Annotated in this window: 15 protein-coding genes and 1 pseudogene; 6 read left to right on the top strand and 10 right to left on the bottom strand. The window is 60.8% G+C overall.

The annotated features are described in order from the left end of the window. Nucleotides 1-161 precede the first annotated feature (161 nt). Entirely contained in the window at nt 162-941 is a 780-nt protein-coding gene (locus ACYQ14_RS02975) for a LolA family protein (protein WP_459884686.1), read from the top strand. 70 nt (nt 942-1,011) lie between these two features. Next, a pseudogene (locus ACYQ14_RS02970) lies at nt 1,012-1,323 on the top strand (IS1595 family transposase); the annotation flags it as partial. 51 nt (nt 1,324-1,374) lie between these two features. Here the strand turns inward: ACYQ14_RS02970 and ACYQ14_RS02965 are convergent. The 4 genes from ACYQ14_RS02965 to ACYQ14_RS02950 form a co-directional block, all read right to left on the bottom strand. After that, nucleotides 1,375-1,572 (bottom strand): hypothetical protein, encoded by a 198-nt coding sequence (locus ACYQ14_RS02965; protein ID WP_459884684.1) that lies wholly within the window; start codon nt 1,570-1,572, stop codon nt 1,375-1,377. A gap of 267 nt (nt 1,573-1,839) precedes the next feature. Next, nucleotides 1,840-2,568, bottom strand: a complete 729-nt coding sequence (locus ACYQ14_RS02960; RefSeq protein ID WP_459884682.1) for an FxLYD domain-containing protein — start codon at nt 2,566-2,568, stop codon at nt 1,840-1,842. 188 nt (nt 2,569-2,756) lie between these two features. After that, entirely contained in the window at nt 2,757-2,918 is a 162-nt protein-coding gene (locus tag ACYQ14_RS02955; RefSeq protein ID WP_459884680.1) for a hypothetical protein, read from the bottom strand. A gap of 477 nt (nt 2,919-3,395) precedes the next feature. Further along, nucleotides 3,396-3,740, bottom strand: a complete 345-nt coding sequence (locus ACYQ14_RS02950) for a hypothetical protein (protein WP_459884678.1) — start codon at nt 3,738-3,740, stop codon at nt 3,396-3,398. A gap of 185 nt (nt 3,741-3,925) precedes the next feature. Between ACYQ14_RS02950 and ACYQ14_RS02945 the strand changes: the two genes are divergently transcribed. Together ACYQ14_RS02945 and ACYQ14_RS02940 are read left to right on the top strand one after the other, a co-directional pair. Beyond that, on the top strand, nt 3,926-4,081 hold the full coding sequence (locus tag ACYQ14_RS02945; protein ID WP_459884676.1) for a DUF7577 domain-containing protein: 156 nt from the start codon (nt 3,926-3,928) through the stop codon (nt 4,079-4,081). 209 nt (nt 4,082-4,290) lie between these two features. Next, the gene (locus tag ACYQ14_RS02940) at nt 4,291-5,037 is read left to right on the top strand and encodes a CatB-related O-acetyltransferase (RefSeq protein ID WP_459884674.1); all 747 of its coding nucleotides are present in this window, start codon (nt 4,291-4,293) and stop codon (nt 5,035-5,037) included. Between the two features lie 60 nt (nt 5,038-5,097). On the opposite strand, the gene ACYQ14_RS02935 is transcribed toward ACYQ14_RS02940, so the two are convergent. The 3 genes from ACYQ14_RS02935 to ACYQ14_RS02925 form a co-directional block, all read right to left on the bottom strand. Further along, complete coding sequence (locus ACYQ14_RS02935) at nt 5,098-5,802, bottom strand: energy-coupling factor transporter transmembrane component T family protein (protein WP_459884672.1); 705 nt, start codon at nt 5,800-5,802, stop codon at nt 5,098-5,100. A 133-nt stretch (nt 5,803-5,935) separates the two neighbouring features. Continuing rightward, complete coding sequence (locus ACYQ14_RS02930; protein WP_459884670.1) at nt 5,936-6,637, bottom strand: energy-coupling factor ABC transporter ATP-binding protein; 702 nt, start codon at nt 6,635-6,637, stop codon at nt 5,936-5,938. 43 nt (nt 6,638-6,680) lie between these two features. Beyond that, nucleotides 6,681-7,256 (bottom strand): biotin transporter BioY, encoded by a 576-nt coding sequence (locus ACYQ14_RS02925; RefSeq protein ID WP_459884668.1) that lies wholly within the window; start codon nt 7,254-7,256, stop codon nt 6,681-6,683. A 598-nt stretch (nt 7,257-7,854) separates the two neighbouring features. Between ACYQ14_RS02925 and ACYQ14_RS02920 the strand changes: the two genes are divergently transcribed. After that, nucleotides 7,855-11,802 carry a DUF7282 domain-containing protein gene (locus ACYQ14_RS02920; protein WP_459884666.1) on the top strand — a complete coding sequence of 1,316 codons (3,948 nt, stop codon included), beginning with the start codon at nt 7,855-7,857 and terminating at the stop codon, nt 11,800-11,802. Nucleotides 11,803-11,828: 26 nt separating this feature from the next. On the opposite strand, the gene ACYQ14_RS02915 is transcribed toward ACYQ14_RS02920, so the two are convergent. From ACYQ14_RS02915 to ACYQ14_RS02905, 3 genes are all read right to left on the bottom strand, one after another. Further along, nucleotides 11,829-12,179 (bottom strand): hypothetical protein, encoded by a 351-nt coding sequence (locus tag ACYQ14_RS02915; protein ID WP_459884664.1) that lies wholly within the window; start codon nt 12,177-12,179, stop codon nt 11,829-11,831. 61 nt (nt 12,180-12,240) lie between these two features. Continuing rightward, complete coding sequence (locus tag ACYQ14_RS02910; RefSeq protein WP_459884662.1) at nt 12,241-12,411, bottom strand: 30S ribosomal protein S14; 171 nt, start codon at nt 12,409-12,411, stop codon at nt 12,241-12,243. A 273-nt stretch (nt 12,412-12,684) separates the two neighbouring features. Beyond that, entirely contained in the window at nt 12,685-12,975 is a 291-nt protein-coding gene (locus ACYQ14_RS02905) for a DUF7545 family protein (RefSeq protein WP_283837578.1), read from the bottom strand. 141 nt (nt 12,976-13,116) lie between these two features. On the opposite strand from ACYQ14_RS02905, the gene ACYQ14_RS02900 reads away from it, so the two are divergent. Next, on the top strand, nt 13,117-13,260 hold the full coding sequence (locus tag ACYQ14_RS02900; protein WP_283837577.1) for a DUF7557 family protein: 144 nt from the start codon (nt 13,117-13,119) through the stop codon (nt 13,258-13,260). Nucleotides 13,261-13,301: the final 41 nt, after the last annotated feature.

Below are 13,301 nucleotides of genomic sequence, written 5' to 3'. Positions count from 1 at the left end.
GTAGCGACGTGGGAACGGCGGGGACTCGGTCCGCCCGATAACTGACATCGGTGCTGGGAGGAGAATGAGCAGATTCGCAAGCAGAGACATCGATGGGGAACCACGCTAAACAGACACGGAGATAGAAACGTTTAGGCCGATGTATTTTTGTCGTTATGCCAATGGCCTCTCGTCGATTCGTGGCGCTCCTCGGCGCGCTCGCGCTGCTCGTTCTCCTCGGCGGCTGTCTCGCGCTCCCGGCGGGCGAGGAACCCGATTCGGAGGCGATATTCGAGAGCACGTTCGTCTACGACGACGATCTCGAGGACGTCACCGGCGAGATGACGATCGACATAACCGGCGGCAACGAGACGATTTCCGAAACGGTTCTCGTCCACGAACGGCCCTACGTCGACTACCGCGAGGAGGTTCTCGAGACGACGGAACCCGATCAGGACGGGGCCGTCTTCGCCTCGAACGCGTCGGGGGCGTGGTGGTACTATCCGGAGTTGTCGCTCGCGGAGCACCACGAGACCGACGAACCGTTCGAGAGCGAAAACGTGCGGTCGGATCGGGCCGAGATGGCTGCCGAACAACTCCAGTGGTACGACCTCGACTACCGGGGAACCGAGGAGATTGCTGACCGCGAGACCAACGTCCTCGACGTCAATCTGAAGGAAGAGGCGGTCGAAGACGGTATTTCCGTTCTCATCGGTAGCACCGAGTACGTTTACGCGCTCGAGGCGGTCGACGCCCCCGACGAACTCGACGTCGTCGAGCAGACGGTCTGGGTCGACGAAGAGTACGACTACCCGCTGAAAGAGCGGATGGTCTTCGAGAACGCCGACGGAGAACGGTACGAGATGATCGAACGGTTCGAGACGGTCTCGTTCAACGAGGAACTCGACGACAAGACGTTCGAGTTCGAGCCGCCGGAGAACGCCACGGTCGAATCGAGGTAGCCGCACGCGACGGTGAGAAAAACGGCTCGCTACGGCCGGAGCGTCACTCGGGTCAACTTGATTTGAACGATCTGCTAAAGCAGGACGAACACGATGGACGGGAGAACAGGGAGATGAACTGACGCTCGTCGCGGCCTGCCGCGACGTGCTTCGAGTGGTGTCTGCTGAGGAGGGAACGAACTATGACGACGAACTTGGCCCGGTGATTGAGGAGATAGACGGCCTCTCCAAGCCGCTGGGAGAGGTCTGGACCGATGAGTTCCCGGCCTACCAAGCCATGGAGAATGAGCATCGACCCGTCCTTCACGACGAGGAATACGTTTTGGAAGACGGCGTCCATACGAACCAAACAGAGTGTCTCTGGCCGTTGCTCCAGCCGTGGTTCGGAACGGACGAATCCGCGGCCACGGTCACAGACCAGCTTTCGGCTCACTTATTCCAGAACCTCGAGTAGCGCGGCGACGAGTTCGAGGTAGCCGAGCGTCGCGACGGTGATGACGAACAGGACGAGCACGAATGGAACGATCGTTCGAACCCGCTCGCGGAACGTCACGCGTCGTCGCTCTCGCGTCGCCCAGACCAATCGGATAGCTGTCACCACCATCGGAATCGCCATCGTCACCGTCGTCATCGTGTTGGTCTCCGCATGTTTGGCACACGCTGTCGGTGGAGCTGTCGGTTTCGTGCACGGGTGGACGGTTCGATTGCCATACCGACGACGGGGGGCCGTTTCACTTGTACCTCAGTCAGACACTCAGTAGGTGAAAAACCGGTCAGACGAGCGTCTGACGGTGTGCAGACGGTCCATTCGATTCCAGTACTCTGCGGTTGACGGCTCGTGGATACCCATGCTCGTAGCAACGATGAGTGGGGTACCCAAACAGACGGGTTCGGCGCGCTACCAGCTCGAGTCCTTGATCAGAATGTCGTGATCCTCGGCTTCGTCTATGCGGTTTCGGATGTCCGCAGAGAAGTACTCGACGTCGAACGCCCACGTCTCGTCGGCTCGAAGGTCGGTGACGTTGGTCCACTCGTCGCCCAGCGCGACCCCGTCCTCGTCGTAGACTTTCGCCACGATCTCCACGTAACTCTGCTCCTCGCCGGTCTCGTTTTCGATTTCGCCTTCGACGACCAACTCGTCGTCTCTGACCTCCATCGTACTATCGGCCAGTGTCAACCCATCTGCGGGCTCGTGGGCATCTTCGTCGAACTCGCCTTCGAGTTCGTAGTCCTCAATATCCTCTGTGCCCGATCCGTGGTGATAGACGCGCGCTGACCACGTCTCACCGGCCTCGAGCGACGTGAGTCGACCGGCGTCATTGTCGAGATAGTTTCCGTCGCTATCGTACCAATCGGCCTGCAGTTCGATATCTCCGCTGGGTTCGTCGCCGCTGTTCTCGACAGTCGCCGCCACATAAACATCCGTTGAGAACGCTCCCTCCTCGACGACGAGATCGTGATCAACGATTTCGAGATCCGCGGAACCCGACGAACCGTTGTCGTCGCCAGTCCCGTTATCATCATCGCGCGTCCCACCTTCGACATCCTCCGCGTCGTCGCCCGCACAGCCAGCCAGTATCAGTGAGAGCGCTGCACCACTTCCCATAAGAACGTCACGTCGTTGCATCCGAGTAAAAATCGGCGCTATATCGTAATAAGGTTGTGAACATGGTTCACAAACTAATGGGCAGTATCGATAACGTCGTAGAATATTGTGGTTTGACGGCGGACAGGCGGCTCTTATCACTGATCGATGGTATCAACTGCAACAATCGTCTCAGCAATTATGTCCGGGGAGAGACCGTTCCGTCGCTGTTACTCCGAGATTTCGTTGCTTTCCATGGCAACCGTTTCCGTGGCGACGAACTTCGCGAGTTGGCGTTTTTGGTGATTGTGAACGAGGTGGTGCTCGAGTTTTTGACCGTGTCTGATTGGATCGTGACAGAGCGGACATTCGAGTGGTGGTTTCGTCGCCATATTGTGGTCACATTACTCGAGCTGATACGTCTGTTGCTGGCGATTTCAACCACCATACTTCTGACCAGTCAGTTCCGGCGAACATGTTACCGGACAGCCAGTTCCAGAGAAACGAAGATAGTATCGTGCGAAGATCATCGACCAACGAACCAGCAGCCAATTGGTCACACTACGGGTCTGGTGAGTGTAGCATTCCCTGATTCCCGGCTGCAAAAGGCCTGTTACGGCCTAACGTTGGGTACCCTAGTGTTGGGTATGCGTCGGGGAAGGAATGGCGTGTTGGCGATGATCGGACTGTTGGCAACAACAGATTCCCCCCATCCTCCTCCTTCGCAACTTGCTATTGCAAGTACGAACATATCAATCTTATCGCCGGTTCGGTTTCGGCGCTGAAACTGCCACGAAAACCGCGGCGATTCTCCATCCACGAGCGTGGTAAAATACCTGGAGAGAGAAATTCGGCAACCTCGTCCGCGTTCAATCGGTGAGTAGCCACCGAAATCGCGGGTGGATCCACGACCACTCCTGATCGACGATCCAATCCCGGAGCTGTTGTCGGTTAGACACCCCAGTTACCGTGTCGACGAGTTTCGACGGCGACTCGCCAGTTACCGGTTTGTAGGCGATGGATCTGGTCGCCGTACAGTAAAATGACGCCCGCGTACAGTCGTCCTGCAGGCCGATCAGGTAGCGGTTTATCTGGTCCTCACCGAGTATGTACTCACTCACCTCGTCGACGTCGAGGTCGTCGCTGTTGTGCCGAACGTCGTCGATCGCCTCGATCAACGATTCCTCGAGTTCCCGTTCGTGGTTCGCGCTCATACTCGAGGAAGGGGACCGGCGAGCAAAAGGCAACGGCAGGCAGAATCCGAGGCGGAGATCGGTTTCGGTTTCGGAGGCTCGTGTGCGACGGAGCCGGGACAGCTCGATCGGGATTTATTGGAGGGCTACGAAAGCTTGCATACGTACGGGTAGTCGCTATACGTTTGAGCCACACACGGCGAAGTATGACCGCAGAACCAACCGGCACGATGCGAGACCCCGAACAACCGGCTAGTTGTCCGCACTGTGGCACCGCAAACGACTTCGTTTTCACCTACTGTCGGGACTGTCTCGCAGAACTTCCCTCGACCCCATCGGCTAGCCCCGAAACGAATCTGTAGGCGGTTGATAGCATCTTCGTCCGCGTGCGCTCTGTTACTTGACTGTCAACCGGGATGAGACAGCCGTCTGTTCGAAATCCACAACCCCACTCAACGGGATAATTCATCGCCTAGAGAACGTATCGTCTCGGTATTTATCATATTGAGAGTGACTATTCACGTACGTTTAGTGAACTATATCAGAAACGGCGTTGGGACGATTATTACGTGTGAACCTCACTACCACTCTCGATCGGGTACTCTCCACCCTCGGATATCCGACCGTCACACACGGCTTGATCAACCGATACGCGGAGGGGCTCGAACTCGAGATTGCACAGTCGGCTCGGGTCTCTAGCGGCTGTCTGTTCCGGGGGGAGATCGGCCTCGGACCGATGACGAGAGTGAGCCGTGGGTGTATACTCAATGGGGATATCACCGTTGACAAACAGACGAATTTCGAGCCGAACTGTGACGTGATCGGGAACGTCGAGTTCGGGAAGTACTGCGCGATTGCAAAGCGGAGTACCTTCCAGCAGATCAACCACGAAATGACGAAGCCGTCGATGCAGATTCGGTTGTACGACGAAGTGCTCGACAGCGAGCTACCGCCCGCGTCGAACGGCCCGATAACGATCGGTAACGACGTCTGGATCGGTATCGGTTCGACGGTGCTGTCAGGGGTGACCGTCGGTGACGGCGCAGTCATCGGTGCCGGCTCGGTCGTCACCAACGACGTGAAACCGTACTCGATCGTCGGCGGCGTTCCCGCAGAGCACATCAAGTGGCGATTCCCCGAGGAGGTTCGGGAGAAGCTCCTCGAGATCGAGTGGTGGACCTGGGACGAAGCGACGATTCGAGACAATCAGGAGTTTTTCGAACGGGAGTTAGAGGACGGTTCAGATATTCCCGTTTTCGCTCCGGATTCTGAGACGGAGGACGGGACGGCCGAAACGGGTCGGCTTTCGATCCGTTGATCTCCCATCGCGGTGCCGTCTTCGGGTATCGCATCCTCGAGCGCTCCCGAGAGCGAACGGTCAAAGCACTGCCGTAAGTCCGAGGACGACTCCGAACCCGCACACGGCCCAATCGAGTTTCGAGAACGAAAGCGCGGGAAGCGTTGGATTCCACGAGAAACATCGCGCCTGCAATGCGACCGATAGCCGGTCAGCTCGAGTGAACGCCCTCGAGAGTCCGAGAACGCCGATCCGATTGACACGGTCGAGTACGCTTCGTTCGGAGCCCAGACGGGCGGTCATCGCCTGACGAATGCGACGGAGATCCGCCAAAAGAAGCGGAACGAACCGGAACACCAGCCCGACACCCATGCCGAGCAATTGGCCGGGTTTTCCGGGAACCGTTCGTTGAATAGCCGCTCGAGAGTCGCGTGCGGGCGTCGACCTAACGTAGGCCGCACTGAACAGGAGGATCAACAGAACCCGGTAACTCGCCAGCGCGGGATCGACGCCGTCGGCCGGGACGACCCAGGGTGCGCCGATGGTCAGCATCGAAATGACCGGCGCAGCCGCCAGGATCGGGAGCGCGAAGCGGTAGCCGTAGAGGGCCCGCCAGAGCGCGACGCCCGCGGCGGCGAGTCCGAGAATCGTGAAGGCGGTGAAGACGACCAGCGCCCGCGGCGTGGTATGGGCCAGCGCCGTGACGGCGAACCCGATCTGGACGGCGAGCTTTGAGCGCGGGTCGAGCCGATGGGCGAACGTGTCGTCGGGTTCGTAGGTCAGCATCCGCCCCAATCACCTCGAGAATTGCTGAGTGAAAGTCGAGTCTCCACCATCTCCTCGGTACCCAGGAAAATACTGCGTTCGGCACTCGAGTGAATACGCGCGTCGGTCGTCAGGCAGCAATTCGTGCCACCGATCATGACGGCACTCGAATCTCGAGGTCGGCCAGCGACTTGAGCGCCCTTGCTGGCGGTTCGTCGACGAGAATGTGCCCGTCTTGCATCACAACGATTCGGTCCGCGAGAGTGGCGACATCTCGGAGGTCGTGCGTCGCGAGGACGATCCCCGTTCCAGCCAACGAGAGTGACTCGAGCCGGTCGAGAACGGAGTCACGCGACGGTGCGTCGAGACCGGTAAACGGTTCGTCCAGCAGGAGATGCGTCGGTTCCATCGCCAGTGCGCCGGCGATGGCGACCCGTGATTGCTCGCCGCCCGAAAGCGTATCGATGCGGTCATCCCCCCGACCCTCGAGATGTACCGCTTCGAGTGCGGCTTCGACGCGGCGGTCGATCTCCTTTCGCTCGAGGCCGAGGTTTTCGGGGCCGAACGCGATATCGTTGCCGACGGTCGACGAGACAAACTGATCTCGCGGGTGTTGGAACACTATCCCGACGGCGGTTCGGGCGGCGACGGGGTTTTCGGCGACCAAAACGCCGTCGACGAGCACCTCGCCGGCATCGGGCGTTAGCAGCCCGTTGCAGTGCCGGAGCAAGGTCGTTTTCCCGCTCCCGTTCGCTCCCGCGAGGAGGACGAACTCGCCGTCTTCGATCTCGAGAGTGCACTCCTCGAGGACGGTGTGATCGTCGAAGCCGTACGTGACGGATCGGAGTTCGATCATGTGTGCAGGTGTGGAGTAGCGGACTCGGTATGCGGTGTACTCGCTATACGGTGTCGATAACGCCGGAGCGAACGATGGCGATCGCGGCGGCCATCTTGAGCAGGTCGCCCGGAATCAGCGGCAGCGCGACGACGGTAAACGCTTCCAGGAGTGCGACGCCAGTCACCCACGCGTACCAGATGAACCCTGCCAGGTAGACGACGACGGTCGCAGTGACGAGACCGAGGACGACGATCGGCAGGGAGACGGTCGCCGGGTCGCGAAGGTCGCGTCCGCGATGGATGATCGCACCGACGAGTAGGGCACCGACGGGAAACGTCAGGAGAAATCCACCGTGCGGCCCGAGTAGAACGCCAGGGCCCGCGGAAAACCCGGAGAAGACCGGCGCGCCGAGTCCGCCCGCAAGAAGGTAGAGAATTATCGCGAACGCTCCCCACCCTGGACCCAGATACAGCCCGGCGAGGAAGACGACGAGCATCTGGAGCGTTCCCGGAACCCCCGAAATCGGTATTGCGACGAAAGCAGTCGCCCCCATGAGCGCCGCGAGTAACGCCGCTCGAGCAAACGACCGGACCACGTCCCCCTCGACGAGGTCGACCGGTTCCTGTTTGGTTTCCATACCCACCCTCTTCCGTAAACCGTGATGAAAACTTCGGTTTACCACGTCTCGAGTGGCTGCGTCGCGGGTCCGATCGAGTCGATCGAATGCCTCATCGGCTCATCGGTATCGAACACATCACAAACATGCCTACATTTCAACCATCTAAGATGAATCGAACGGGGGCGCTCAACTTGAGCACTAGCGGAGCCCGATTCACATGAACGACTCCAACCAATCACTACCTGTCGGATTCGCCCACCGTTTGAAGGCCCCCTCAAAGATTCTCCAAACGGCGAGAAAATGGACGCAACAGGCCGGTTACAGAGTTTTCAAAAACAACGTCGATTTCCAACACGACATTGTATCGCCCTCCTAACTGGAACGAACGGGGTGCTTAAGCGTCGATTCGTCCCGCTTCGGATCGTATGGGGACCGATAGCACGACGGCTCGAGCGCGGGGGAACGCAGATCGCGGACCGGCGGGAGGTCATCGGAACTTTGGATCGGCGAAATGCGGATCGGCAAAAAGTTACGGATCAGCAGAAAGCGACCGAACGGGTTCGTCTACGGGGGCGGCTAGTCGGAACGCGACGGATTTCGAGATTCGAGGGACACGATGAAGCGAGCGACGCTTCTTCTCACAGCACTCGTCGCCGTCTCGATGGTCGTCAGTGTCGTCGCCTTGCCGTTTCTCGGGGGCGGGGGTTTGCTCGAGCAGACTCCCGATGACGAAGCGGATGACGGCGTCGAAATGGGTGACACCATCGACGACGCTGAGGTCGGGCAACTCGACGAAAGCGAATCCGTCGTGACGGGGGCGGCTGACCTCGAGGCCGTCTCGATGGCCGCCGTCGAACCGGAAGCCGCGGCGGCCGATGTGGGAGCGCTCGCACAAGAGGACGAAAATGCCGTCGAAGCGGGCGTCGAAGAGGGTATCGAACTCGCACAGGCCCAGGGCGTCGAGATCACGCAGGAACAGCAGACGGCGGCCCTCGAGGGAGCGAGCCAGTCCGCGGCCCAGTACCAAGAGGCACAAGCCGAACAGATCCAGGAGGCGACCAAAGGTGCGGTCCACGGCTCGCTGATGCAATCGCGGGCTGTCGAGGCTGAGCAGGTCCAGGCCGCCGTAGGCGGAGCGACCAGCGGCGCGTTAGCGCAGTACCAGACGGTCAACGCGAGTCAGATGCAGAGTGCGACCTGGGGGGCGACCCACGGCGCGATGGCACAGCACCAGCGGGTGACGGTCGAACAGATACAGGTCGCGACCGTCGGCGCGGCCGCTGGCGCGGCTGCGGAGGCCGGCGAGAAAGGCGTCGACCGAGCCCCGAAGATTCAGGAAGCCGCACAGGGATCGGCCTACGGCGTTCTCGAGCAGTACCAGAAGATTACGGCCGAACAGCGCCAGCAGGTCACCCTCGAGCACGTCCAGTACGCGGCGGCGGGTGCGGCGAGCGGTGCGATCGAGGGGAGCACCGCCGAGGCGCTCGAACAGGATCAGAGACTCGAGGTCGAACAGCAACAGGAGGTGACGGTCAAACAGATCCAGAAAGCCGCCACGGGGGCCGCGAAAGGGGCGCTCGTCCAGCAACAGCAAGTGAGCGTCGAACAGACCCAGGCCGCGGCCCACGGTGCGGGCGTGGGTCCGCTGAAACAGCTCCAGACGGTCAGCGTCGAGCAGGTACAGCGGATTTCGATCACGCAGGTACAGGAAGCCTCCTTTGGCTCGGCAAAGGGTGCGATCGCCCAGAGTCAGGAGGCCTCGATCGAACAGATCCAGTCCGCCGCGGACGGCGCGGGACAGGGCGTGCTCGTCCAGCAACAGGAGATTTCGGTCACGCAGATTCAGGCCGCAGCGACGGGCGCGGCGAAGGGTGCCGTCGAGACGGCAATCCAGCAACAGATCGTCCAGGTCGAACAGATCCAGGCGGCGGCGTTCGGCGCCGGAGAGGGCGCGGTCCTCCAGCAGCAAGCCGTCGAGGTGACGCAAGTACAGGCGCTGGCCGAAGGCGCCTCGAGCGGCGCGCTCTCCCAACATCAGGAAGCGTCCATCGAGCAGATCCAGATCGCCGCCTCGAGCGCCTGCCAGGAGGCCGCGAGCGTGATCCAGTACCAGCAGATCAGCGTCTCGCAGGTGCAGTCCCTGACCCAAGCGGCGGCCGGTGACGCGGTTGCGTACGCAGTCGCGGAGGGAATCGACGACGAAGCCCAGATCGTCCAGTATGTCGAGGTGGAGGTCGTCCAGATCGTCGAGGAGATCGACGAACTCGAGGGCGAGGCGTCGATTAGCCTCGCCGATCAGGAAAGTGCCGGTGAGAACGTCACCGTCGACAGCGTCTCGCTCTCGGAGGGCGGCTTCGTCGCGGTCTATGACGGGGTCGACATCGGCGTCGATCCGGAAGGCGTCATCGGTCACTCCGAGTACCTCGAGTCGGGCGACTACGAGGACATCCAGATCGACCTCGACGAACCGCTTGAGGAGAGCGGCCCCATCGTCGCGGCCGTCCACCACGATACGACCGACGACCAAACCTTCCAGTACGTCGACAGCGGCGGCGAGGACGACGATCCCTACGTCACCCAGGGTGGCACACCGGTGCTCGACAGCGCGTTCGTCACCGTAGAGGACGAGCCGGACCCACCCGCTGAGCCCGAGGCGACGCTCTCGGTGACCGATCAGGAGGGCGACGGCGAGACGCTCACGGTCGACGAAGCGAACGCGTCCGTCGAGTACGCGATCACCGCCGAGTACGACGGCGAGACGGCAGAAACCGGTCCGTTCAGTGCAAACGAACTGGTGACGAACGAGACGATTATCCTCGAGCCGCCGATCGAGGAGAACACGACCGTCGACGTCTCGGTTCTCGACGCCGAGAACGAAACCGAACTCGCGAGCGAGTCGATCGAATACGCGCTCGAAGACGAGGAGCCCGACCCGCCTGCCGAGCCCGAAGCGACGCTCTCGGTCGTCGATCAGACGGGGAACGGCTCGACGCTCGCGGTCGACCAGGCGAGCGCGACCGTCGAGTACGGGCTGACCGTAACCGACGAGGAAGGGGCCGAGCTAGCCGCAAGCGGACCGTACGAGGCGAACGAAACGGCCACCGACGAGACGCTCGCGCTCGAGCCACCCCTCGAGGAGAACGCCACCCTCGACGTCAACGTCGTTTCGGCGGCGGAAGTCGATGGGGTTGAAAACGGGGCGGAAGCGGACGATGCGCAGACGGACGACGGTGAGGCGAACGGCGCGGAGCCAGACGACGAGACCGCCGACTTCGATGGCGACGTGCTCGAGACCGAAACCATCGAGTACACGGTCGAACCCGACGACGTTCCCGACGAGTTCGAGGCGGAGTTCCCGACCTGCTATCAAGCCGAGATGACCGGCTCGTTCGAGGACGGTGACCGGATTATCGTCGCGACGACGTTCTACGAGAGCGGCGGTATCGGAAACACGCTGGGCGAGTACTCCGTCACGGTCGGTGAAGACATCGAGGCACCGCTCGAAGGAACGATCGTCTTCGAGGTCGGCGAGGAGTTCGCCGTGACCGAGACCGAAGATGGCGCGATCGTCGAGGTTCCGAGCGGCGACTTCGGCGCGACGATCGTCGGCTTCAGTTCGCCCGACGCGGTTCCCGGAAGTATCGACTACTTGAGCCCGGATGCGGGCGAGTGTGTCGAGGAAGTTCGGCCGGAGCTTCCCGAACTCAGCGTCGAAGACACGACGCCGACCGACGACGGGATCGACGTCACCTTCGGCTACGACAACCCCAACGACGCCGACCTGATCGTCGAGAGCGAACTCGAGGGGGCGACCGAGGACGAGCCGCCGACCGAACTCGCGCCCGGATCGGACTCGTTCACCGTCGACTGGACGCCCGAGGACGACGACGAGCAACTCACCTGGGTGGTCGACATGGGATTCTACGATTACGACGAGCCCGTCGTCGTCGAGACCGACCCTGCGGGCGAGATCGATCCGGACGAACCCGCCGAGTTCTCAGTCGACATCCTCGAGCCGATCGAACCGGTCGAGCAGGGCGACGAGCTAACTCTCGAGGTCGAAATCGCAAACGTCGGTGGGGAAACGGGGGCGCAGTCGATAGATCTCGAAATCGATGGCGTCTCTGATTCGATCGAACTGACGCTCGGGGAGGGCGACAGTGAGATCGTCGTGTTCGCCGTCGATACGTCCGATCTCGAGCCCGGCGAGTACGACGCAACCGTCTCGAGCGAGGACGACAGCGATACGGCGACGGTGACGATCGAGGAAGCCGCGGACGCGGAGGATCCGGTACCCGAGGACGACGGTCCGTTCGAAGAGGATGACCCGCTTGAGGACGACGGGGTCGTCGAGGACGAGTTCGACGACGAACCCGACGAAGCGGACGGTCCGCCGGATGCCGAGTCTCCAGAGGAACCACCGGCGGAGGATGAAGCCGGACCTGAAGAACCCGGAGCGTCACCGGAGAACGGCGACGGCGTCGAAGTTGACGGTGCCGATGGAGACGACGGTGCCGAAGACGAACCACCCGAGGAGAATCCGATACTTTCAGCGGTCCGGTAAGATCGCGGATAGCGCGACACCGACGATTAGGAGTCTGCCCCGGCGTCACCGAAGACGGCTCGAGCGAGAAGGACCGAACTGACGCCCCCAATACAGAGCAGAGCGTAATACGCGATTCCCACGGACTCGAGGGCGATGATGACGGCCATGACGACCGTCCCGAGTAGCATGTATCCGAGCGAGACGATGTCGCGGTTGAATCCGCGCGAGTCGGCGAAGACGTAACCCAGGCGGATCGCCGCGATCACGCCGAGAATCGAGAGGTAGCTTCCGACCGAGATGTCGAAAATCAGCGCGACGACACCGAGAATCACGGCGAGTTCCGCGGCGGAACGGAGGCTGAAGCGCTCTCGAGCGAGACTGACGAACGCGTCCATACGTTACAGTTCCGATAATTTCACCTAACTATTGTGGAATTGGATCGCAACCGTGAGCGGATCAGTCGTACTTTCGAAAGCCGATGTCTCGAGCCATTTCTCGGAAGGACTGGCGACACAGCCAGATGTCGTACTTGCCGACCAATCCATCCTCTCGACCGGTTGCCCGGCAAACCTGCGTTTGTCCGGTCTGTGCATCGTCAGTTCGTTCGGTTTCGGTCTGTTCGGTCATCGGCTGTGAGCACTCGTTGCGCCGCTGTATCTGTCGCTTGGATCGAAACGCTGGAGCATCAAGCTACGTCAAATTGCTTCAGTGCCAAATATTTTGCTAAAGTCGCCCAAGATATTGTTAAGTTAGCCAGCCGCCGAGCGATTGTCAGCGAGTCGAACTGGACCGACGTTCTCGAGATGAAACAGTGACTCGAGTGCTGAACCGAGAGAACGATTCCACTCTCGAAGTGCGACCTCGAAGAAACGGATCAGCGAACGAGTCGTCCGTCGGAACTCAGTGCTGGTGACCGGTCGCTTCGCCGAAGGTGACGCCGAAGCGCTCCTCGAACAGGTCCATCACGCGAGCTTCCTGGGCCTCGAGTTCCTCGTCAGTGCCCTCGCCGTGGTGGACGACGTGGTGGGCTCGGCTCGCGAACGAAAGCAGTGCGACGTCGCCGAGCGTTTCCGTGGGGGTCTGTCCGCCTTCGGCGACCATGTCGACGAGTCCCGCCGGAACGGTTACGGTCTCCGTGTCGCCGTCGTCAGCTTCTATCGAGAAGGTTATCGTCTCTACTTCGTCTGTCATACTTCTATGCTGGCGGAGGCTACCTAAATGTGCTGTGGCTTGTGACTCCCAGCCCGGCGGATACGGGCTAGAATCCCGGACGGTTCAACCCCTTTCAGTGTCGGCTCGGTGTTTTTAGCTGTCGATGACGTAGCCTTGAGTATGCCATCAGTCGAACTCGACGAAGAGACGGTAGAGCGCCTGGATCAACTGCGAGTCGAGGACGAATCGTACGACGAACTGATTACCGAACTCATGAACATCTACGAAGCGAGCGAGTTGACGATGTTTCACTCGGGTGGTTAGCGAAACAGAGCCGTCTCGTCGGGCAACTACTGCGAAGTTTG

The sequence above is a fragment of the Halostagnicola bangensis genome (assembly GCF_054653435.1).
Note: the sequence above shows the minus strand (reverse complement) of the source record. Positions and strands in the feature narration are given on the sequence as shown.